Below are 18,843 nucleotides of genomic sequence, written 5' to 3' on the forward strand. Positions count from 1 at the left end.
CCAGCAAGGACAACGCTTCACCATGACCAAATATGCCAGGGACGAATTCGACCAGGTCCCACAGAACACCTCCCGGCAGGGCGTTCATCGCGACGGCCAGGACATCGCGCGTCCCACCTTGTGGCCGGTTCTGACTGTTGGAGCTGTGGCTCTGGTGCTCGGCCTCGTAGCGTTCCTCATCCTGCCGAACCTTGGGCTTGTCGCGCCCAGCGCGTCGTCAAACGTCTCGACGCCGGTACCCCAGCAAACATCCACCTCGCCGTCCGCTGCGCCTTCCGAATCGAGCAGCGCCCCGCCCGCTTCCAGCGAACCGAGCACCCAGCCGACGCCGTCGAGCACTCCGTCAGCGACGCCGTCATCGGCGCCGGTAGACAAGAGCGTTCCGGTGGCGGTTTACAACGGGGCAGGTACTGCCGGCTTGGCGGGCAGGGTTGCAGGCCTGGTGCAGGGCGGTGGCTGGACGCTCAGCACGGTAGCCAACTGGGGCGGCATTCCCCAGCAGACCTCGGTGATCTTCTACAACGCTCCGGCGCAGAAGGCCAATGCAGAGGCCTTGGGAACCCTCCTGGGCATCCAGACGATCATTGAGACCCCGGATGTGCAGCAGCCGCTGGTTGTCGTAGCGGGACCCGGCTACCAGTAACGGCGCGGCTCCACGGCCCAAAACGGCCAACTCGGTTAAGCCTCAATAACAAAACCAGCACCCCGCCCATTGGGGGCAGCGCCGGCGGAGTGACTGTGGTTACAGTGGACTAATTCCGGTCCGGAGATCCCGGCAACCGGTCTTGGCTACTGCGAAAGTGTGGGCATCATGGCATTGGGAACCGTCAAATGGTTCAACGCCGAAAAGGGCTACGGATTCATCACTGTGGATGAGTCCGGCGACGACGTCTTCGTGCACTGGTCGGCTATCCAGATGGATGGCTTCCGTGCCCTCGAGGAGGGCCAGAGGGTTGAGTTCGAACTGGGGGAGGGCCAGAAGGGACCGCAGGCCGAGGGTGTTCGCGTCGCCTGACTTTCAGGGTTGTCCCGCATCGCCATCAGCTATCGGCTGAAACCCGTGTTTTTACTGCGAAAAGTGGAGACTCTGCTTGCACTCTCCCCGGTCGAGTGCTAATTATTGATTTAGCACTCCTGCGGTTCGACTGCTAAATCCGGCCCGGGTTTCCCCGGTGGCGGACAGTGGTGGGATCGCTGGGAGATCAAGAAACACCTTGGTGGGGTGAGGTTCGGAACGCGGGGCATACAGAGGCCGCACGTGAAGGACCGTCCGTCGCGGGCACCCCATCTGACAGGTACCTTCTTAACGACTGTCCCGAAAGGACTACCGCCGTTATGGCCAAGATCATTGCATTTGATGAAGAGGCACGCCGCGGCCTCGAGCGGGGCCTGAACATCCTCGCAGACGCCGTCAAGGTCACCCTCGGCCCGCGTGGACGCAACGTCGTCCTCGAAAAGAAGTGGGGCGCCCCCACGATCACCAACGATGGCGTTTCCATCGCCAAGGAGATCGAGCTGGACGATCCTTACGAGAAGATCGGTGCAGAACTGGTCAAGGAAGTTGCCAAGAAGACGGATGACGTCGCTGGCGACGGTACCACCACTGCAACCGTCCTCGCCCAGGCACTGGTGAAGGAAGGCCTGCGCAACGTTGCCGCAGGCGCCGACCCGCTGTCCCTCAAGCGCGGTATCGAGAAGGCTGTTGAGGCAGTCATCAGCGAACTGCTGGCCTCCGCCAAGGAAATCGAAACCAAGGAAGAGATCGCAGCTACGGCTTCCATCTCTGCCGGTGACCCGGAAATCGGCAGCCTGATCGCCGAAGCCCTGGACAAGGTGGGCAAGGAAGGCGTCATCACGGTTGAAGAGTCCAACACCTTCGGCCTGGAACTTGAGCTCACCGAAGGCATGCGCTTCGACAAGGGCTACATCTCCGCTTACTTCGTCACGGACGCAGAACGCCAGGAAACGGTCCTCGAAGACCCGTACATCCTGATCGTCAACTCCAAGATCTCCAACGTGAAGGAACTCGTCACGGTTCTGGAGAAGGTCATGCAGTCCAACAAGCCGCTGCTGATCATCGCCGAAGACATCGAGGGCGAGGCCCTGGCCACCCTGATCGTCAACAAGATCCGTGGCACCTTCAAGTCTGTTGCCGTCAAGGCTCCGGGCTTCGGTGACCGCCGCAAGGCCCAGCTGGCCGACATCGCCATCCTCACCGGTGGCCAGGTCATCTCCGAAGAAGTTGGCCTCAAGCTCGAAAACGCCGGCCTGGACCTCCTCGGCACCGCCCGCAAGGTTGTTGTCACCAAGGACGAGACCACCATCGTTGAAGGTGCCGGCGACGCTGACGCAATCGCAGGCCGCGTGGCCCAGATCCGCGCCGAGATCGAGAACTCCGACTCCGACTACGACCGCGAGAAGCTGCAGGAACGCCTGGCCAAGCTGGCCGGCGGCGTTGCAGTCATCAAGGCCGGTGCCGCCACCGAAGTTGAGCTCAAGGAACGCAAGCACCGCATCGAGGACGCAGTCCGCAACGCGAAGGCTGCTGTTGAAGAAGGCATCGTTGCCGGTGGTGGCGTTGCCCTCATCCAGGCAGGCGCCAAGGCATTCGCCAACCTCACCCTGCAGGGTGACGAGGCAACGGGTGCCAACATCGTCAAGGTTGCCATCGACGCACCGCTAAAGCAGATCGCTTTCAACGCCGGCCTGGAGCCGGGCGTTGTGGTGGACAAGGTTCGCGGCCTTCCTTCCGGCCACGGCCTGAACGCTGCCACGGGCGTCTACGAAGACCTTCTGGCTGCCGGCGTCAACGACCCCGTAAAGGTCACCCGCTCGGCTCTCCAGAACGCTGCTTCCATCGCTGGTCTCTTCCTGACCACCGAGGCTGTTGTTGCAGACAAGCCCGAGAAGAACGCTCCGGCTCCCGGCGGCGACGACATGGGCGGCATGGGCGGCTTCTAAGCCCCACAGCTGTAGCGATACAGCGCCAGGCTCACGCTTGAAAACACGCGACGGCGGTCCCCACTCCGGTGGGGGCCGCCGTTGTGCGTCTGCGGCCAGGTTTTCTGGAGCCTGCTGCTGCTGGCTGCCGGGGCGCGGGCGCGTTTAAGTGTCGGTGCGGTCTGGCAGGATTAATGCATGACGATTATTGCTGCCGCCGATGGGTCTGCCCTCGGTAATCCTGGACCGGCCGGCTGGGCCTGGTACGTTGATGACTCCTGTTGGCGCGCGGGAGGGTGGCCGCACGGCACCAACAACCAGGGTGAATTGATGGCTGTGCTTGACCTTTTCCGGTCAACAGCCCACGTACCTCACGAAGAACTGCTGATCCTTTGCGACAGCCAATACGTCATCAATTGCATAACCAAGTGGATGCCGGGCTGGAAGCGAAAGGGTTGGCGGAAGGCCGATGGGAAGCCCGTCTTGAATGTGGACCTCCTCAAAGAGATCGACCACGCGATCGCGGGACGCAAGTACACGTTTGAGTGGGTCAAGGGCCATGCTGGCCATGACCTCAATGAGGCAGCGGACGAGCGCGCACGCGCGGTGGCCACGGCTTATCAGCAGGGCATAGCGCCGCGCAGTGGCCCCGGCTTCCCTGGAGCCCAGGAGAAGGCAACCGCTGCCGGCGAGGGATCTCCGGCAGCGACGACGGTATCGGAGGTACCGGTCCGGCCCGAGCCCGTTGCCGTGGCCTCCGGGGTCGCTTCTGTGTCCGGCTCGAATGCACTTCCGGCGTCCGCGCGTCCTGACCGGAGCATCCGGCCACATTTCGAGCCCACCCTGTTTGGCGAGGCGGGCCTTTTCGGCCAGCCCGACCTGTTCAGCGAACTGGGAGATGACACTTCAGCGCCCGAGCTCTCGGCTGAGGACACCGTCCTTGCCTTGGAACGCGAACTGCTCAGGCCGGACGTCAGGGCCGACATCGGAAGGATCGGAGTTCTCCTTCACCCGGACTTCGCCGAGATCGGCAGCTCGGGACGCTACTGGACACGCGATGCCATGATGATGGCCCTGGAAGAAGACCCGGGAGAGGCAACGGAACTGGAACTCCTGAGCGCGGACCGGCTCAGCGAAAACACCATCCTGCTGACTTACCGCAGTTTCAGCCATTCCGGTTCAGCGCTCCGCAGCTCCGTCTGGACGCTCGACCGGGGCCAATGGCGGCTGCGGTTCCACCAGGGCACGCTCGAAAAACAGTAGCTGAGACAGCCCGGTATAACCTGCAGGGCCGGATGCACAGGGGGAAGACAGCCGGCCCCGCAGGAAATCGAAGCGTCCTGGATCGGGACGTTTGGTCCGAGGGGATCCTAGTAGGCGAAGCGTTGGGTATTGCCTTGTTCCACCTCTGAGTAGCTGGTTGCGGCCGAGGCCAATGCCATGGTGATGGAATCCAGAGAGGCTTCGACCTTGCTTTGGGTGAGCGACCATTCCACCAGGAGGGCCTGGAAGTTGTTGGCCGCTGAGCCTTTCCAGCTGGCCTGCAGTTCTTCCAGGCCGCGTCTCATGGTGTGCACGTCTGTACTGATGCGGTCCACAGTTCCTTTGACGTTGGCGGACTTGAGCTGCAGCAGCTCGGTATCAACGGAGATGACGGTCATGGATGGTGCCTTTCGATGAAGATGTCCCGCCGTATGCGCGGGCTGCTTGGGAAGCGTGGCCACTGCATTCAGCCTAGGGACTGCGCCTGCAGCCCGTAACGGCCCTTCATCGCTATGTGGATAAGACTGCTATGTGCAAAAGCACTATGCGGACGGCACCTCGGCCGGTTCTTCACGGAAGGGGAGGCTGACCACCAAAGTGGCGCCGCCGCCGTCGGTCTCTGTCACCTGGACCGAGCCACCGTGGGAGCCGACGATCGCCGCCACAATCGCCAGTCCCAGGCCGCTGCCACCGGTTTCCCGGGTCCGCGAGGTGTCTGCCCGGTAAAAGCGTTCGAAGATCTTGTTGGTTTCCGACTCCGGAATCCCGGACCCGTGGTCGCGGATCTCAATGACGGACATTTTCCCGGCGGGGGTGGTGCTTACGCCGACGGCGAGCTCAATCGGGCTTCCCTCCGGCGTGTACCGCAAGGCGTTGCCCACCAGGTTCCCAATCACTTGGCGAAGTTTCGCTTCATCCCCCTGGACCGGCGCCGCAGAGGGGGAATCGCCGTCGAGACCTGTGAGGGTGATGGTCCGGTCGCCGGAGGACGCCTTGGTGTCCACCATGGCGTCGTGGGCAAGGAGCTGCAGGTCTACAGGCTTGAGCTGGAGCGGCCGCTGTTCGTCCAGGCGCGCCAGAAGCAGCAGGTCTTCCACCATTGAACCCATCCGCTTGGCTTCGCTTTCGATCCTCCCCATGGCCATGGCCACGTCTTCCTCGGTGGAGAGGGCTCCGTGCCGGTACAGCTCGGAGAAGCCTCGAATAGTCACCAGGGGAGTCCGCAGTTCGTGGGACGCGTCCGCGGCAAAGCGGCGCATCCGGCCCTCAGAGGCGGCACGTGCGGCGAACGAGGCTTCGATGTGGGCGAGCATGGCGTTGAGGGAACCGCCGAGCCTGCCCACTTCGGTATGCGGATTGTCTACTTCCACACGGCGGGAGAGGTCGCCTGCGGCAATGGCCGCTGCGGTCTTTTCCACCTTGGCCAGGGGGCGGAAGGACCGTGCAACTGTCCAGGTGGCTATGAAGAACGCCAGGACCAGCGTCAGCAGGCCGACGCCCACCACCACGAGGACGGCGTGCTCCATGACCTTGTCCACGGGAGTCAGCGGCAGCCCAATGATGACCACGCCATTCTGCCCGTTGGCCACGACTCCCACAGCAACAACCCGCCAGTTGGTTCCGGCGGTTCCCTTGACCTGGAAGGGCGCATTGGCGCGCTGCTTCGCTTCCAGCGGGGTGATGTTGGAAATCGCCGGACGATCGCTCTGGCTGCCGCCGAATGGATACGGTGCAAGGTCAGGGACGTAAAGCGTCAGGGAATAGTCCGTGGGAACCGCGGTGTCTGCGGGCACGGCGCTGTTAGGCTCGGTCAGCCTGTCGAAGGACTGGCGGTCCTGGGCCAAGGCGACAGCGGCCTTGAGCTTGTCGTCGACTTGGCCCTGCAGGTAGCTCTTGACGAGCGTCAGGGTACCCGCGCCGGTCGCCGCGAGGGCAAGCAGGAGCAGGCACATGATGATGGCTACCAGCTGCGACCGCAGGGAAGCCGACTTCCAGCGTTGCAGCAAGGTCAGCGCTTCTCTGCCGTTCGCAGCACGTAGCCCACGCCGCGCTTGGTCTGGATGAGGGCTGCGGCATCGGGATCGATGTCCACCTTGCGGCGAAGGTAGGAAATGTAGGACTCGACGATCGAGGCATCTCCGTTGAAGTCGTATTCCCACACGTGGTCAAGGATCTGGGCCTTGGACAACACGCGGTTGGGGTTGAGCATCAGGTAGCGGAGCAGCTTGAATTCGGTGGGGGACAGCTCGATCACGGTGCCGCCGCGGCGCACTTCATGGGCGTCGTCGTCGAGTTCAAGATCGTCAACGCGGATGACGGCGTCATCGTCCTCCAGCGGCTGCGTGCGGCGGAGTACGGCGCGGATCCGGGCCACAACCTCGTCAAGGCTGAACGGTTTGGTGACGTAGTCATCGCCGCCCACCGTCAGGCCGGTGACCTTGTCTTCGGTGTCATCCTTCGCGGTCAGGAAAAGCACGGGGAAGTGCTTGCCGGCCGCGCGGAGGCGGCGGGTGACGGTGAAACCGTCCATGTCCGGAAGCATGACGTCCAGGACCGCCAGGTCCGGGGCATGAAGGTCGGCGGCGGCGAGGGCTTCGCGACCGTTGGCCGCGGCCACCACCTCGAAGCCGGCGAAACGCAGAGACGTGGAAAGAAGCTCGCGAATGTTGGGCTCGTCGTCAACCACAAGGAGCTTGGCTTCAGGACCGTTCTTTTTCATGACACCCATAGTGCTCCCAGAAACTGGGAGTTCTCTGAATGCTGCATGTGAGCCCCCCAAGTGCCAACGGCGTGTCAGGTTGGTTATGCCTGCAGGACCAACCCGACTCCCAGCGCCACCATGGTCACGGCAATCCCGCCGTCCAGGAACCGCCAGGACAACGGACGGGCGAAGAAGCCGCGGAGGAACCTCGCACCGAATCCCAGGGAACAGAACCAGAGAATACTGCCCACCATGGCGCCGGCCCCGAACCACCACCGCAGGGGACTGCCTTGGGCGTTCGCCAGCGAGCCGATGAGGGCGATGTCCAGGTAGACGTGCGGATTGAGCCAGGTCAGTGCGAGGACGGTGGCTACCGCGGCCAGGGCACCGCCCTTGCGGCCGGTACCACCGTTACCACTGGTGCTTTCGCCCGTCGTCAACGACTGCGGCCGCATGGCGCGCCTGGCCGCCATCACGCCGTACGTCACCAAAAATGCGGCGCCTACATAGCGGAGGACGACGACGGCGGCAGGCGCTGCCGTCATCAGCGCACCTGTACCGAAAACTCCGGCCGCGATCAGGACGGCATCCGAAAGCGCACAGACAGCGACGATGGGGACGAGGTGTTCGCCCCTGATGCCTTGGCGCAGCACGAACGCATTCTGGGCGCCGATGGCAACAATGAGGGCAAGACCCGTGGCCAGGCCGAGGCCTGCGGAATGGAAGTAGTCAAGGGAAGTCACCCTCCCGAAGTTACGGCGGTCCCAAACCTAAGACCAGCTAAAGTTTCTGAATCTGCGTAAGCTGAGCTTATGAGCCAGTTTCCATCCGAACAGTTGCTGACCTTTGCCACTGTCCTCTCCGAGGGCACGTTGGAAGCGGCGGCGCGCATGCTTCACATCACGCCGTCGGCGGTGTCCCAAAGGCTGAAAGCACTGGAACAATCCACGGGCCGGGTCCTGCTGCAACGCAGCAACCCCGCCCTGGCAACTGAAGCCGGCGAGGTTGTCCTGCGGCTGGCGCGGCAGGTGGGACAGCTGGAAGCCGACGCGGGCAAGGAACTGGGTCTGGATGGTGGCCAGCCCCAACTGGCCCTGCCGATCGTGGTCAACGCGGATTCTTTGGCGGTGTGGTTCCTGAAGGCGCTTGCCCAAGTGCCCGGCAGCCATAACGTCACGTTCGATCTCCACCGTGACGACGAGCAGCACTCCACGTCGCTGCTCCGGTCAGGCACGGTCATGGCTGCTGTGACGGCCACGCCCGAGCCCGTCCAAGGCTGCCGCGTCGAAAGCCTCGGCATCATGCGGTACCTCCCCGTGGCCGCTCCGACGTTCGTGGAACGTTGGTTTCCGGGCCTTCCCAAGGGCCTCGACGGCGCAGCACTCAATGCTGCGCCAACAGTGGACTTCGACCGCAAAGACACCTACCAATGGGCCTTCGTCCAGTCCGTGATCAACGCCGAGGGGCGGCCGGTTCCCGAGAGGAAAGGCCCGCGCCACTATGTCCCGGCATCCCAGGACTTTGGCGATGCGATCCGGCTAGGACTCGGCTGGGGTCTCATCCCGGAAGTCCAATGCGGTCCCGACATTGCGGACGGGCGGCTGATAGAGCTCGCTCCGGAGCAGCCTTTCGATGTGCCGCTGTACTGGCAGCGGTGGAGCACGGCGTCCTCTGCACTGGACACGCTCAGCGAGACGGTCCGCCGGGTGTCGGCACAATACCTCCGCCAGTCCTGAAGACGCTAAATCCGAACACGCCCGCCGATGCTTCCAAAAATGTCGGTGCCCCGTTCCACACTTAAAACATGGCAAACTCAGCAGCTCCAGTCAGCATCCATCACCTCACCGGTGAGGTCGAATTCCATGTCACCTACCTGGACACGGACACCGGACGGGTCCGGCGTGAAGACTTCCAGGACCTCATGGAGGCAGAACGCTTCGCCAATGCGCAGCTCCGCGACGCGGACTCCTGGGCCGTCATTGATCAAGTGGACACCACGCCCTCAAACCGGATGGTCGCCTGAACCCCTGGCGGGTCGCCTGAACGCCTTACTCGGGCCGGTTCCCGGCGTGGCCGCCGTGGACGAACGGTGATGACACGCCTTCGTATTTGAGCATCATCATCATGCCCTCGGCAGCATGATCCAGATTGTGGCAGTGATCCATCCAAATTCCCGGGTTGTCGGCATGCAGCAGTACTTCCCATACTTCGCCGGGCAGCACATCCACGGTGTCCAGGACCAGCGGTGAGCCGCTGGGTGCCACGCCGTTCCTGCTCAGGACCTGCACGTGATGACCGTGCGGATGCATCGGGTGGGGTTCGGCGGTCCTGTTCACCACCGTCACTTTCACGGTGTCACCCTCCGCCACCTCAATGGACGGCACCAGCGGGTACGCCGCCCCGTTCACAGTGAAGGCATACCGCGGGACACCATCCACAAAACGAAATTGCCGGTCCAGCACCACTACCTCTTCGCGGGTGACAGCAGAGGCAGGTGGACCGGACGCCTCTGTCGGAGTCCCGGCCAGCGTATTCCCGGCCAGCGTATTCCCGGCGGACAGTGGACTGCCATAATCCAAAAGGTCCAGCACAGGAGTGGTGGCAAAAACGCCTGACGGCGCCCGCCCTTGGGCCGTTGTGGGGAATCCGGGTGGGGCAATGACCACCACGGCGTCGGCTGCCGAATCCGAGCGCAGGGTGACGGGGGAGTCCGGCATGCTGAAAGCAACATCCACCCGGCCGCCCGCTCCCAGCCGCACCAACTTTCCCTTGATGTCCCCGGGCTCATTGACGTCGGTACCGTCCACGGCCACGGCCTTGAAGGACGTGCCTTCCACAAGGTAGCGCTGGGGCAAGGAATCGGTGTTCACCAGCCGCACCCGCACACTCGTCCCCGGGGCGGCCCGGTATTCGCTGCTGCGGTCTGAGGAGCCCAGCAACCCCAGACCGCTGAGGTCGTGCCCCGCCACCACGATATCCGTGTCAGCACGGACCTTCGCGGGATGGTGCACGACGAATGCGCCGTAGAGGCCCTTGCGGACCCCCTCGGCCGAATCCTGATGTGTGTGATACCAGTACGTACCGGCCTGTGCTGCGGTGAAGCGGTAGGTGGTGGACTGGCCAGGCATCACTGCGTCCTGTGTTGCGCCAGCCACTCCGTCCATGGCATTGGGGACGTCGTAGCCGTGCCAATGGACAGTCACACCGGCGGCGACATCCCGGTTCTTGAGAACCACCTCCACTACCTCGCCCAGCGTGGCTTCTATCATCGGGCCAGGAACGCTCCCGAAGGTCCAGGCTTCCGTGGTTCGTCCGGATGGCAGGGTCAGCTGCTCCACCCGGGCTGTCAGTTCGTAGTGCCGGACCACCGCATCTTTGGGTGTCTCACCCACAAGGCTGGTCACCGGCGTCGGGTCCGCGACCGTGGCGGCGCTGTTACCGCGGTGATGGCTTACAGCGGCGGCTATCGCCGCGCCATCGGCGGAGCGGCTCCCGAGCCATGCAAAGACTCCCGACCCCAACACTGTGCAAAGCATAAGGGCGGCCACGGCGGCCGACGCCGTCGTCGAACGTCTGCCATGGGTTCGCGCGACGCCGGTGCCGGCCGGCTTTCCCAGGGCGATCCAGGCGATCAGCATTGTTCCGCCCACCATGAAGAGTAGTACTGCGATGCTCCACGGTGCGGGGAACGGTCCGAGGACCAGGACTAGAACCAGTGCGGCGGCAGCGGACGAGGCCGCCGCCACCATTGCCATCACCGCCCCTCGGCGGCTTCGCCCGAACCACCACCGGGCCCTGGCAGGTTTGGCGCCGGTGTTCCGCCTCCTCAGCAAGAACGGAACACCGGCCATCGCGGCCCAAGCCGCGGGGATGGCGGTCAGAGGCAGACTGATGATTATGCGTTCGCTGGCAAACCACCAACCGCCGGCCACCAAAGACGGAAGCAAGGCATAGCGTGACACCGTCACGATCACGGCAACACCCACCAACAGCAAAGCCAGGTCAATCCCGCGGCGCGGCCCCGGCTTCGGGTCAGTGCTTGAAACAACAGTCATCCACACGGCAGCCGTCCAGGCTGCGGCCGCGAGGATGGACAACACCAAATCCACCGCCAGCAGCTGCGAGGTATTCACAGCTGCCTTTGCTCAGGCTGCGCTGGAGGAGGCAGAAGCATCCGAAGCAGCAGCTTTCGGAGGCAACGGCTGCGGATTGAGGGCCGCTGCGCGTGCGCGGTTGAAGAGCCAGTAGGACATGAAGATCATCAGCACACCGGTGATCGGGTGGATAGAGACAACCCATGATCCGGCAGGGGTGATGAAGTCTTCCGAAGAACCGGTCAACATGCCGCCGATGATGAAAATGAACAGCTGGACCCAGGAAAGCAGGAAAATTCCGGCTGCCAGCCAGATTGTCCGGGCGCCCATCCGGGCGATGGCGGCCACAATGGCGGCGAGGAGCGCCGAGTAACGCAGCACATACTGGCCGTTCATCACGTGGAAGACACCAGCTTCGCGCTGGGCTTCAATGGTGTTCTGGAAGTGGAAGTATCCTGCGAAAAACAACTGCGCGAGTGCTGACAACAGGACGATTGCGGAAATGACCAGGAGGGCTTTACGCATGGGGAATCCTCTGGGGAAAACTTCTTTTCGGATTCTTCTAGGCCTTCGAACCGCCGGCTCCCTGGCTGCGGGCTACCCCCACCGCCGACGGCTGGCCGCCGGATTGCCTGGACCAGGGGCAACCACGTAGGGCGGAGAGCTTCACTAGGAATCGTAAATTCGCTGGAGGTGAATAGCAAGGGTCCTGAGGTACATTCCCGGAAGGGCCGCTACTGTTCCTGACCCACGTCCTTGCCGACGTCCTTCGAATCCATGATCCGGTAGGCGTAGCCCTGTTCGGCCAGGAACCGTTGGCGTTTGGCGGCAAAGTCCTGGTCGAGCGTATCCCTGGCCACCAGTGAGTAGAACCGGGCAGCCCTGCCGTCCTGCTTCGGACGCAGGAGGCGCCCCAGCCGCTGCGCCTCTTCCTGCCGGGAACCGAAGGAACCTGACACCTGGATGGCCACGGACGCTTCGGGGAGATCAATGGAGAAGTTGGCTACCTTGGAGACCACCAGGGTTTGGATCTCGCCTTTGCGGAAAGCATCAAAGAGTTTCTGGCGGGCCTTGACAGTGGTTTCGCCCTTGATCAGGGGCGCGTCCAGGCGCTCGGCAATTTCATCCAGCTGGTCGATGTACTGTCCGATCACCAGCAACTGCTCGCCCTTGTGGACGGCCACCAGGTCTTCCACCAGTTTGGTTTTGGTTTCGGAGGTAGCGCACAGGCGGTACTTGTCGGCATCATCGGCCATGGCGTAGGCCACGCGTTCGTCGCGGGGGAGGTCCACCCGCACTTCGACGCAGTCCGCGGGTGCGATGTAACCCTGTGCTTCGATGTCCTTCCATGGCGCGTCGTACCGCTTGGGACCAATAAGGCTGAAGACTTCGCCTTCCCGGCCGTCCTCACGGACCAGCGTGGCGGTGAGGCCCAGACGACGGCGGGCCTGCAGATCCGCCGTCATGCGGAAGATCGGGGCAGGCAACAGGTGGACCTCGTCGTAGATGATGAGTCCCCAGTCGTGCCCATCCACGAGTTCCAGGTGCGGATACAGGCCCCCGCGCTTGGTTGTGAGGACCTGATAGGTGGCGATCGTGACGGGCCGGACTTCCTTGACGGAGCCGGAGTACTCACCGATTTCGTCTTCGGTGAGGGACGTCCGCTTGAGGAGTTCGTGCTTCCACTGCCGCGCCGAAACAGTGTTGGTCACCAGGATCAGGGTTGTTGTGGAGGACGTCGCCATGGCTGCCGCGCCCACCAGTGTCTTCCCGGCACCACAGGGGAGCACGACGACGCCGCTGCCGCCGGCCCAGAAGTTCTCCGTGGCCAGCTTCTGGTACGGCCGCAGCTGCCAGCCGCTCTCGTCCAGCATGATGAGGTGTGGCTGCCCGTCAACGTATCCAGCGAGGTCTTCGGCGGGCCAGCCCAGTTTGAGGAGCAACTGTTTCAACTGTCCCCGCTGCGAGGAATGCACCACCACGGTTTCACCGTCGATCCGCGGCCCCAGCAGGGGAGCGATCTTCTTGGCGCGGATGACTTCCTCGAGTACCGGATAGTCGTCGGTGCGCATCACCAGGCCGTGTTGGGGGTCCTTCTCCAACCGCAGGCGGCCGTAGCGGGACATGGTTTCTTCAATGTCGATCAGTAGTGCGTGCGGCACGGGGAAGCGCGAGTACTTCAGCAGGGTATCGAGTACCTGCTCGGCGTCCAGGCCCGCAGCGCGTGCATTCCACAGGCCCAGTGGCGTGAGCCGGTAGCTGTGCATGTGTTCCGGGGCGCGCTCCAGTTCGGCGAAGGCCGCAATGGCGTGCCGGGCTTCGGTGGCGAGCTCGTGGTCGACTTCGAGCAGTATGGTCTTGTCACTTTGCACGATCAGCGGACCGTCGTTCACAGTTGAATCCTCACGTTCACAGCTGAATCCTCACTTGGCACCGTCAAAGCGCCGTTTGGCTGGCAGCGCTGTTTTCATGAACGCATTTCTCCGGCGGGTTCCACATCGATGATCCGGTGGATGGACAACACCCGTTCGGTGTCCCTGGCAGGATCGAACACCCTGACCCGTCCGCCGGAGACGGATACAGGAACAACGGTTTCGGTGTTGGCATTCCCCAGGCTGTCCACCACGTTCATGGTGACCGCCTGTTTGAGCCGGATCGCGGTTTGGAGCGTCTCCAGGCCCAGCTGCGTGGATGCCTCGCCCGTCGCCTCGGCCGGGACGCCGCGGTGCTGACGAAGAACCGTCAGCTGCGCCTCGACGTCGTCGTCCGGGGGTGCGGTCCTGGGGGCGGTGTAGACAGGCCGCGCGCTGCCCGGCACCGCGGTGGTCCGCTTGAAACGCACGACGGCGGGTTCGGCCTCCTGCACGGCCGGCGAAAGTCCCAGCTCGCGCAGGACGCGGGCCGTTTCACGGGGGCTGGCCGAGGACGTGAGCACGGTGGGGGCGATGCGTACCAGGCTCAGCACGGAGGTCCTGGCTTCCTGCAGGAGATCGGAGATGGCGGTTTCGTCGTCACTTTGGATGAAGCTGGCACTGGTTCCGATCCGGAGGCGGCCGTGGCGGGAGGCTGTGTCCTGGATGAGGTACGCCAATGGCTGGGGTACCTCGGTGGCCGAGTGCTCGCGAAGGAAAGCCAACAGCGACTCCGCGTCCTGTCCGGCGTCGAGGGCCCTGCGGATGGTGATGGCAGAGAAACGGTAGATCGACGCCGGCCCCTGGCCTTCGGCGTCGGCCATCAGCAACAGCGTCTCGCTGAGCTCCGGAGCCAGGTAGCCCGGGGCGACGGCCGTCAGGTCGGCCTGCAGGAGGATGTGGTTGACGGCGGCCGGCAGATGCTCGCCGAGGATGGTGATGGCCTGCTCCGGCTGGGCATCGGCAATGGCTGAGCCCAGTTGCGTCAACGCCCCGGAACCCATCAAACCCAGCAGGGCGGCCTCGTCGAGGATGCCGCGGACCAGGGAGCTGAAACGGCGGGACATCCTCGGCTGAGCCCACTCGGCGCGTTGGAGTACGGCCCTGGCGTCCAGGACAGGTGCTTTGCCGTCGGGCGCGGCTGCCTCGACGGTCAGCTCGTTCAGGATTTCAAGGACACGACGCCGGACCACCGGGGCATCCGGCCGCTGGGCCTCTGCGGACAGGGCGTTGATGGTGGTGCCCGCTGCACCATGATGGGCCGTCGAGGACGAAGGGCCCGTCAGCGGCTGCCCCACCAGCGAAGGGGCGCGCTCGCTGGCAAGCCAGGCATTGACCAGCCATAGCCATTGTTCCTGCCGGGGCAGACTGAGCCATTCCAGGGACGGCGGCTGGATCCACGTTGAACTGTCGACGTCCAGGCGCAGCAGGCCGGACAAGGCACACAGCTCCAGGAGAATCGCCGTTTCGTGCACACCCAGGCGGATCGACTCGGCAAGGCGACGCAGTTCCCGGACGCCCACGCCACCGCTCCGGAGCGTGGTGAGGGGCTGCTCCCGGACAGCGAACAGCAGCTCGTTGGCCAACCGCAGTGTTTCCGCGATGGCACCCATGGCCGCGTTGCGCCGCAGTGCCGCACTGGTGTGCCCCAACTCCGGAACCGGCGGGGAAAGAGTGAAGTCGTCAATGATGGCGCCGCCCCGGAGTGCAAGGCCCACGCTGTGGGGCAATTCGACGTGGCCGGCATCCAGGGGAACCAGCAGGCCGCGCGCCAGCAACCAGTCAATGGGCCCGACGTCGTGGCTTTCGTGCGTAACGGAAGCCCGCCGCTGTGCCTGGGGTACTGCGCCCATGGCCCAGCTGCCGAACTTGTTCAGCAGGCCAAGCGTCCGTTCGGGCGCTGACGAAAGGATGGCCCGCAGGTTCTCGGGGGTGGCCGTCCATCGCTGCAGGGCCAGGGCCGCATCCATGGGTGTGCTGGCCGGATGGATTCCCAGGCCGCTTTGGTGCAGCTCGGCGACCAACTGGACCACCCGCTGGGCGAAAGCGGGTTGCAACCGCACAAGTTCCGTGTAGCTCCTGCCCAGTCCAGCCGGGTAGATGCCGATCACGTCCTTGAGGCTGCCCACCGGAAGGTAGAAACGCTGGCGCGACGAGGTGGGCGGAGAACCCTGGGGCGGGTCAGCCCGGTGGATCAAGGCCAGCTCCTGCAGCTTTGCGAGGATCGGATCCAAGGCCGAAAGAGTGGAACCGGCGATGACCTTCTTCAACCCTGCCGCCGAAACGCTGTGCCCGGTATCGGTGTTGGTACACAGATGGAGGGTTTCCAGGACCTGCATTTCCGGCTTGTTCAGGCGTTCAAGTGCCCGCTGCACACTGACGCGTGCGCTCGCCCTCGCAGCCAATGCCGCAAAGTCCGGCGCCATGGGGGAAATGAGATCAGGCCGCGCGGCAAACAAGGCCCGCAGCGAATTGTCGCTGCGCGCTTCCAGTTCCTTGCTGAGCGCGCGAATAAGGGACATCAATCCAACGTTACCGCCCCGCGGCAACTCGTGCCCGATCCTGGGCCGGCCGCCCTACTGCCGGCGGCGTTGCCGGACTGCGTCCAGCATCAGGACCATCGCGAGCGTGAAGGCCACAGGCAAACCATAAAGGGCAGTGGAGGTAACCCAAACGGGTGCCACGCCACCGTAATATGCCACTGCTATGACCACCGCAACAGCTGCCAGGGAAAAGGCGGCAATGGCGACGGCGGCAATCATAAGGGGGCGGCGGTAACCCGGGGAAGTCATGCCTTCAACGCTAGCAGCAGACAGTCCGGGGCTGCGCGCCGCAGGAAATGAAGCCGCAGCTTGCCCGTGCATGGCCGACAAAGCGGGATTAGGGGGTCCGGCAGGATAACCTTGAAGGAACAGACCAACACGGACCGGACTGTCACCCTCGATCCCGTAGCTATCTGCGGATGCGGTAACGGCCCGGCGTGTCTCCCACAGCAAGAACGAAGAAGGTTGATTACGTGCCTACCGGCAAGGTCAAGTGGTATGACAAGGAAAAGGGCTTCGGCTTCCTCGCAGCTGAAGACGGCCAGGAAGTCTTCCTGCCCAAGACGTCCCTGCCTGCGGGCGTAACGGAGCTCAAGGCCGGTACCCGCGTGGAGTTCGGCGTCGCCGACGGCCGCCGCGGTGCCCAGGCACTGGGACTTCGCGTCCTGGAGAAGACTCCGTCGATTGCCAAGGCCAAGCGCATGAATGCCAGGGACCTCGCTCCGATGGTGCAGGATCTGGTCACCGTCCTGGACAACCTCTCCGGTTCGTTGTCCTCCGGCAAGTACCCCGATGGCAACAAGGCCAAGGCCATCAGCATGGCGCTGCGCAAGGTTGCCGACGAGCTGGAAGCCTAGGACCGGCCATGACCTCGGAATCCGCACAGGAAACAACGCCCGCACAGGATGTCCTGGATAACGCCGGGGCAGGTCCTCGTGGTGCCCAGGCTCCTGGCAACGGGGAAGCTCCCGCGCGGAAGCCCACGGCCACCAAGCCGCGTGCCGGTTTGCCCGTGTGGCGCACAGGCAAGCCGGACGCCTTCCTGGCAGCCGCCGTCGATACTGCCCGTGAGGCTGTGGAGGGCATCGCCAAACCGGGCGAGGTGGGCGCGCACCTTGGCGCCAAATCCGAAGGTGACCGAGTGGTCACCCACCTGTTTGAGTCCAGGCTTGCCGGATACGGCGGCTGGCAGTGGTATGCCGTGGTGACCCGCAACTCGCGTTCCAAGATCGTCACTGTGAGTGAGCTCGGGCTGTTGCCTTCCGAGGATTCCATCCTGGCGCCGGAGTGGGTGCCTTGGGCCAAGCGTGTCCGGCCCGAGGACGAGACGCCCTTGGTGGAGGAGACAGAAAGTGACGTTTCCGAAGAGTCCGTGCAGGCTGCCGAAGACGAGGCAACCGGCCCGGCCGCCGAAGACGACGACGAACCGGACGAGTCCGGGGACGAAGACATCGCTGTGGACAGCGACGAAGCCGGGGCTGAATAAGCATTGCGGAAACACTGGGTGACTCAATGGATGGCGGACACTGATGTCCACGTTTAGGTCGCTCGGAATCCTCAACTACCGCATCTGGTTCTTCGGTGCGCTGATATCCAACATCGGGACCTGGATGCAGCGCACAGCCCAGGACTGGCTGGTGTTTGACCACCTGACAGCGCATGACGCCGGGGCGATGGGCATTACCTTGGCCCTGCAACTGGGGCCTCAACTGTTCCTTGCGCCCTGGGCGGGCCTGCTGGCTGACCGCTACAGCCGCCGCAAGCTGCTGTTCATCACGCTCATAGCCATGGCCTTGCTCAGTACCGGCCTGGGCATCCTGGTATTGCTGGGGGTGGCTGAGCTGTGGCACGTGTACATTTTCGCGTTGCTCCTGGGAATCGTGACTGCCCTGGACGCGCCGGTGCGCCAGACGTTCGTCTCCGAGCTGGTTACCGACGACTACCTGTCCAATGCGGTGGCCCTCAACAGCGCTTCGTTCAACGTGGCACGCATGATCGGACCCGCGGTCTCGGGCGTGTTGACGGTGGTGGTGGGCCCCGGCTGGGTTTTCCTTATCAACACGGTCTCGTTCGTGGCCATGCTTGTGGCATTGAAGCTGATTCCGGTGTCGTCGCTTCGTGCCCAACCCCGTGCCGCCGCCGGGAAGGGACGAATCCGGGAAGGGCTGCGCTACGTGCAGAGCCGGCCCGATATCCAGGTGGTCCTGGTGGCCATTTTCATCGTGGGCACTTTCGGACTTAACTTCCCGCTGTTCATCGCAGCCATGGTGGGTACGCAGTTCGGCATGGATGCAGGCGCATTCGGGCTGCTGAACTCCGTCATGGCCATCGGCTCAGTGACCGGGGCGCTGCTGGCCGCGCGCCGTGGCCGGCCCCGCCTTAGGCTGATCTTCGCTGCAGCCGGTGGTTTCGGCGTGGCAAGTGCCCTCGCAGCCCTGGCTCCCAACGCCGTGATGTTCGGGCTCGCCCTGGTCCCTTGTGGCCTGTTCGCCTTGACCCTGATTACCAGCGCCAACGGTTACGTACAGTCCACCACCGAGGCAGTCATGCGTGGCCGCGTGATGTCCCTCTATATGGCTATTTTCATGGGCGGCACACCAATTGGCGCTCCGCTGGTGGGCTGGGTGGCCAATGTGGGCGGCCCGCGCTGGGCTGTCGGCGTCGCGGCCGTAGCCGGCGTCAGCACCGCCGTCGTGGGTTTGGTGTGGATCATCAGGGCCAAGCAGCTGCGCCTCCGCTTCGATCGCAGGGCCCGCGGCCTGCGGCATTTCCGGGTGGAGTCGCTGCTGTCCGGTCCGGTTACTGAGGATGGCGACGGCGGCCCTGGGCCGGTCCGCTAAGGCGCCTTGGGGGATTTAAACGTGGGGGATTTAAACGGGGGAGCCGCCCGG

General features: G+C 63.9%; 18 protein-coding genes. 9 read left to right on the forward strand and 9 right to left on the reverse strand.

What is annotated here, in order from left to right; all coding sequences use genetic code 11:
* Window positions 1–22: 22 nt before the first annotated feature.
* The 4 genes from JMY29_RS04525 (at window position 23) to JMY29_RS04540 (ending at window position 4,203) form a co-directional block, all read left to right on the forward strand.
* On the forward strand, window positions 23–643 hold the full coding sequence (locus JMY29_RS04525; protein ID WP_039240003.1) for a LytR C-terminal domain-containing protein: 621 nt from the start codon (window positions 23–25) through the stop codon (window positions 641–643).
* Between the two features lie 168 nt (window positions 644–811).
* The gene (locus tag JMY29_RS04530) at window positions 812–1,015 is read left to right on the forward strand and encodes a cold-shock protein (RefSeq protein ID WP_011773737.1); all 204 of its coding nucleotides are present in this window, start codon (window positions 812–814) and stop codon (window positions 1,013–1,015) included.
* Between the two features lie 320 nt (window positions 1,016–1,335).
* Window positions 1,336–2,961: a chaperonin GroEL gene (gene groL / locus JMY29_RS04535; protein WP_018779556.1), complete on the forward strand. Its 1,626-nt coding sequence runs from the start codon at window positions 1,336–1,338 to the stop codon at window positions 2,959–2,961.
* A gap of 177 nt (window positions 2,962–3,138) precedes the next feature.
* Window positions 3,139–4,203 carry a ribonuclease HI family protein gene (locus tag JMY29_RS04540; RefSeq protein ID WP_189076055.1) on the forward strand — a complete coding sequence of 355 codons (1,065 nt, stop codon included), beginning with the start codon at window positions 3,139–3,141 and terminating at the stop codon, window positions 4,201–4,203.
* Between the two features lie 107 nt (window positions 4,204–4,310).
* Here the strand turns inward: JMY29_RS04540 and JMY29_RS04545 are convergent, their stop codons facing one another.
* The 4 genes from JMY29_RS04545 to JMY29_RS04560 form a co-directional block, all read right to left on the reverse strand.
* Window positions 4,311–4,601 (reverse strand): WXG100 family type VII secretion target, encoded by a 291-nt coding sequence (locus JMY29_RS04545; RefSeq protein ID WP_018779558.1) that lies wholly within the window; start codon window positions 4,599–4,601, stop codon window positions 4,311–4,313.
* A gap of 144 nt (window positions 4,602–4,745) precedes the next feature.
* The gene (locus JMY29_RS04550; RefSeq protein ID WP_039240006.1) at window positions 4,746–6,209 is read right to left on the reverse strand and encodes a sensor histidine kinase; all 1,464 of its coding nucleotides are present in this window, start codon (window positions 6,207–6,209) and stop codon (window positions 4,746–4,748) included.
* Window positions 6,210–6,211: 2 nt separating this feature from the next.
* Window positions 6,212–6,922 carry a response regulator transcription factor gene (locus JMY29_RS04555; RefSeq protein ID WP_026267426.1) on the reverse strand — a complete coding sequence of 237 codons (711 nt, stop codon included), beginning with the start codon at window positions 6,920–6,922 and terminating at the stop codon, window positions 6,212–6,214.
* An 83-nt stretch (window positions 6,923–7,005) separates the two neighbouring features.
* Window positions 7,006–7,647 carry a LysE/ArgO family amino acid transporter gene (locus JMY29_RS04560; RefSeq protein WP_189076054.1) on the reverse strand — a complete coding sequence of 214 codons (642 nt, stop codon included), beginning with the start codon at window positions 7,645–7,647 and terminating at the stop codon, window positions 7,006–7,008.
* Between the two features lie 69 nt (window positions 7,648–7,716).
* On the opposite strand from JMY29_RS04560, the gene JMY29_RS04565 reads away from it, so the two are divergent.
* Both JMY29_RS04565 and JMY29_RS04570 read left to right on the forward strand, forming a co-directional pair.
* Window positions 7,717–8,640, forward strand: a complete 924-nt coding sequence (locus JMY29_RS04565) for a LysR family transcriptional regulator ArgP (RefSeq protein ID WP_189076053.1) — start codon at window positions 7,717–7,719, stop codon at window positions 8,638–8,640.
* Between the two features lie 68 nt (window positions 8,641–8,708).
* On the forward strand, window positions 8,709–8,927 hold the full coding sequence (locus JMY29_RS04570) for a hypothetical protein (RefSeq protein WP_189076052.1): 219 nt from the start codon (window positions 8,709–8,711) through the stop codon (window positions 8,925–8,927).
* Between the two features lie 25 nt (window positions 8,928–8,952).
* On the opposite strand, the gene JMY29_RS04575 is transcribed toward JMY29_RS04570, so the two are convergent.
* The 5 genes from JMY29_RS04575 to JMY29_RS04595 form a co-directional block, all read right to left on the reverse strand.
* Window positions 8,953–11,037 (reverse strand): multicopper oxidase family protein, encoded by a 2,085-nt coding sequence (locus JMY29_RS04575; protein WP_189076051.1) that lies wholly within the window; start codon window positions 11,035–11,037, stop codon window positions 8,953–8,955.
* Between the two features lie 12 nt (window positions 11,038–11,049).
* Window positions 11,050–11,523 carry a hypothetical protein gene (locus JMY29_RS04580; protein ID WP_018779565.1) on the reverse strand — a complete coding sequence of 158 codons (474 nt, stop codon included), beginning with the start codon at window positions 11,521–11,523 and terminating at the stop codon, window positions 11,050–11,052.
* A 209-nt stretch (window positions 11,524–11,732) separates the two neighbouring features.
* Entirely contained in the window at window positions 11,733–13,391 is a 1,659-nt protein-coding gene (locus JMY29_RS04585) for a DNA repair helicase XPB (RefSeq protein WP_189076050.1), read from the reverse strand.
* Window positions 13,392–13,465: 74 nt separating this feature from the next.
* Window positions 13,466–15,931, reverse strand: a complete 2,466-nt coding sequence (locus JMY29_RS04590; RefSeq protein ID WP_189076049.1) for a helicase-associated domain-containing protein — start codon at window positions 15,929–15,931, stop codon at window positions 13,466–13,468.
* A 54-nt stretch (window positions 15,932–15,985) separates the two neighbouring features.
* Window positions 15,986–16,201 carry a hypothetical protein gene (locus JMY29_RS04595; protein WP_055973402.1) on the reverse strand — a complete coding sequence of 72 codons (216 nt, stop codon included), beginning with the start codon at window positions 16,199–16,201 and terminating at the stop codon, window positions 15,986–15,988.
* A gap of 224 nt (window positions 16,202–16,425) precedes the next feature.
* On the opposite strand from JMY29_RS04595, the gene JMY29_RS04600 reads away from it, so the two are divergent.
* Genes JMY29_RS04600 through JMY29_RS04610 form a run of 3 tightly spaced genes read left to right on the forward strand, consistent with a single transcriptional unit; the run spans window position 16,426 to window position 18,792 of the window.
* The gene (locus tag JMY29_RS04600; RefSeq protein WP_011773749.1) at window positions 16,426–16,809 is read left to right on the forward strand and encodes a cold-shock protein; all 384 of its coding nucleotides are present in this window, start codon (window positions 16,426–16,428) and stop codon (window positions 16,807–16,809) included.
* An 8-nt stretch (window positions 16,810–16,817) separates the two neighbouring features.
* The gene (locus JMY29_RS04605) at window positions 16,818–17,438 is read left to right on the forward strand and encodes a DUF3027 domain-containing protein (protein WP_018779569.1); all 621 of its coding nucleotides are present in this window, start codon (window positions 16,818–16,820) and stop codon (window positions 17,436–17,438) included.
* A gap of 43 nt (window positions 17,439–17,481) precedes the next feature.
* Window positions 17,482–18,792, forward strand: coding sequence for an MFS transporter (locus tag JMY29_RS04610; protein ID WP_018779570.1), 1,311 nt, complete (start codon window positions 17,482–17,484; stop codon window positions 18,790–18,792).
* Window positions 18,793–18,843: the final 51 nt, after the last annotated feature.

It is taken from the genome of Paenarthrobacter nicotinovorans (assembly GCF_021919345.1).
Lineage (GTDB): Bacteria > Actinomycetota > Actinomycetes > Actinomycetales > Micrococcaceae > Arthrobacter > Arthrobacter nicotinovorans.

Bases quoted from the DNA above. Each gene is read 5' to 3' on its own strand.
- groL (WP_018779556.1), top strand. From the start codon at position 1,336: ATGGCCAAGATCATTGCATTTGATGAAGAGGCACGCCGCGGCCTCGAG.
- JMY29_RS04570 (WP_189076052.1), top strand. From the start codon at position 8,709: ATGGCAAACTCAGCAGCTCCAGTCAGCATCCATCACCTCACCGGTGAG.
- JMY29_RS04525 (WP_039240003.1), top strand. From the start codon at position 23: ATGACCAAATATGCCAGGGACGAATTCGACCAGGTCCCACAGAACACC.
- JMY29_RS04595 (WP_055973402.1), bottom strand. From the start codon at position 16,201: ATGACTTCCCCGGGTTACCGCCGCCCCCTTATGATTGCCGCCGTCGCC.
- JMY29_RS04530 (WP_011773737.1), top strand. From the start codon at position 812: ATGGCATTGGGAACCGTCAAATGGTTCAACGCCGAAAAGGGCTACGGA.
- JMY29_RS04610 (WP_018779570.1), top strand. From the start codon at position 17,482: ATGTCCACGTTTAGGTCGCTCGGAATCCTCAACTACCGCATCTGGTTC.
- JMY29_RS04540 (WP_189076055.1), top strand. From the start codon at position 3,139: ATGACGATTATTGCTGCCGCCGATGGGTCTGCCCTCGGTAATCCTGGA.
- JMY29_RS04545 (WP_018779558.1), bottom strand. From the start codon at position 4,601: ATGACCGTCATCTCCGTTGATACCGAGCTGCTGCAGCTCAAGTCCGCC.
- JMY29_RS04555 (WP_026267426.1), bottom strand. From the start codon at position 6,922: ATGAAAAAGAACGGTCCTGAAGCCAAGCTCCTTGTGGTTGACGACGAG.
- JMY29_RS04565 (WP_189076053.1), top strand. From the start codon at position 7,717: ATGAGCCAGTTTCCATCCGAACAGTTGCTGACCTTTGCCACTGTCCTC.
- JMY29_RS04580 (WP_018779565.1), bottom strand. From the start codon at position 11,523: ATGCGTAAAGCCCTCCTGGTCATTTCCGCAATCGTCCTGTTGTCAGCA.
- JMY29_RS04590 (WP_189076049.1), bottom strand. From the start codon at position 15,931: ATGTCCCTTATTCGCGCGCTCAGCAAGGAACTGGAAGCGCGCAGCGAC.
- JMY29_RS04605 (WP_018779569.1), top strand. From the start codon at position 16,818: ATGACCTCGGAATCCGCACAGGAAACAACGCCCGCACAGGATGTCCTG.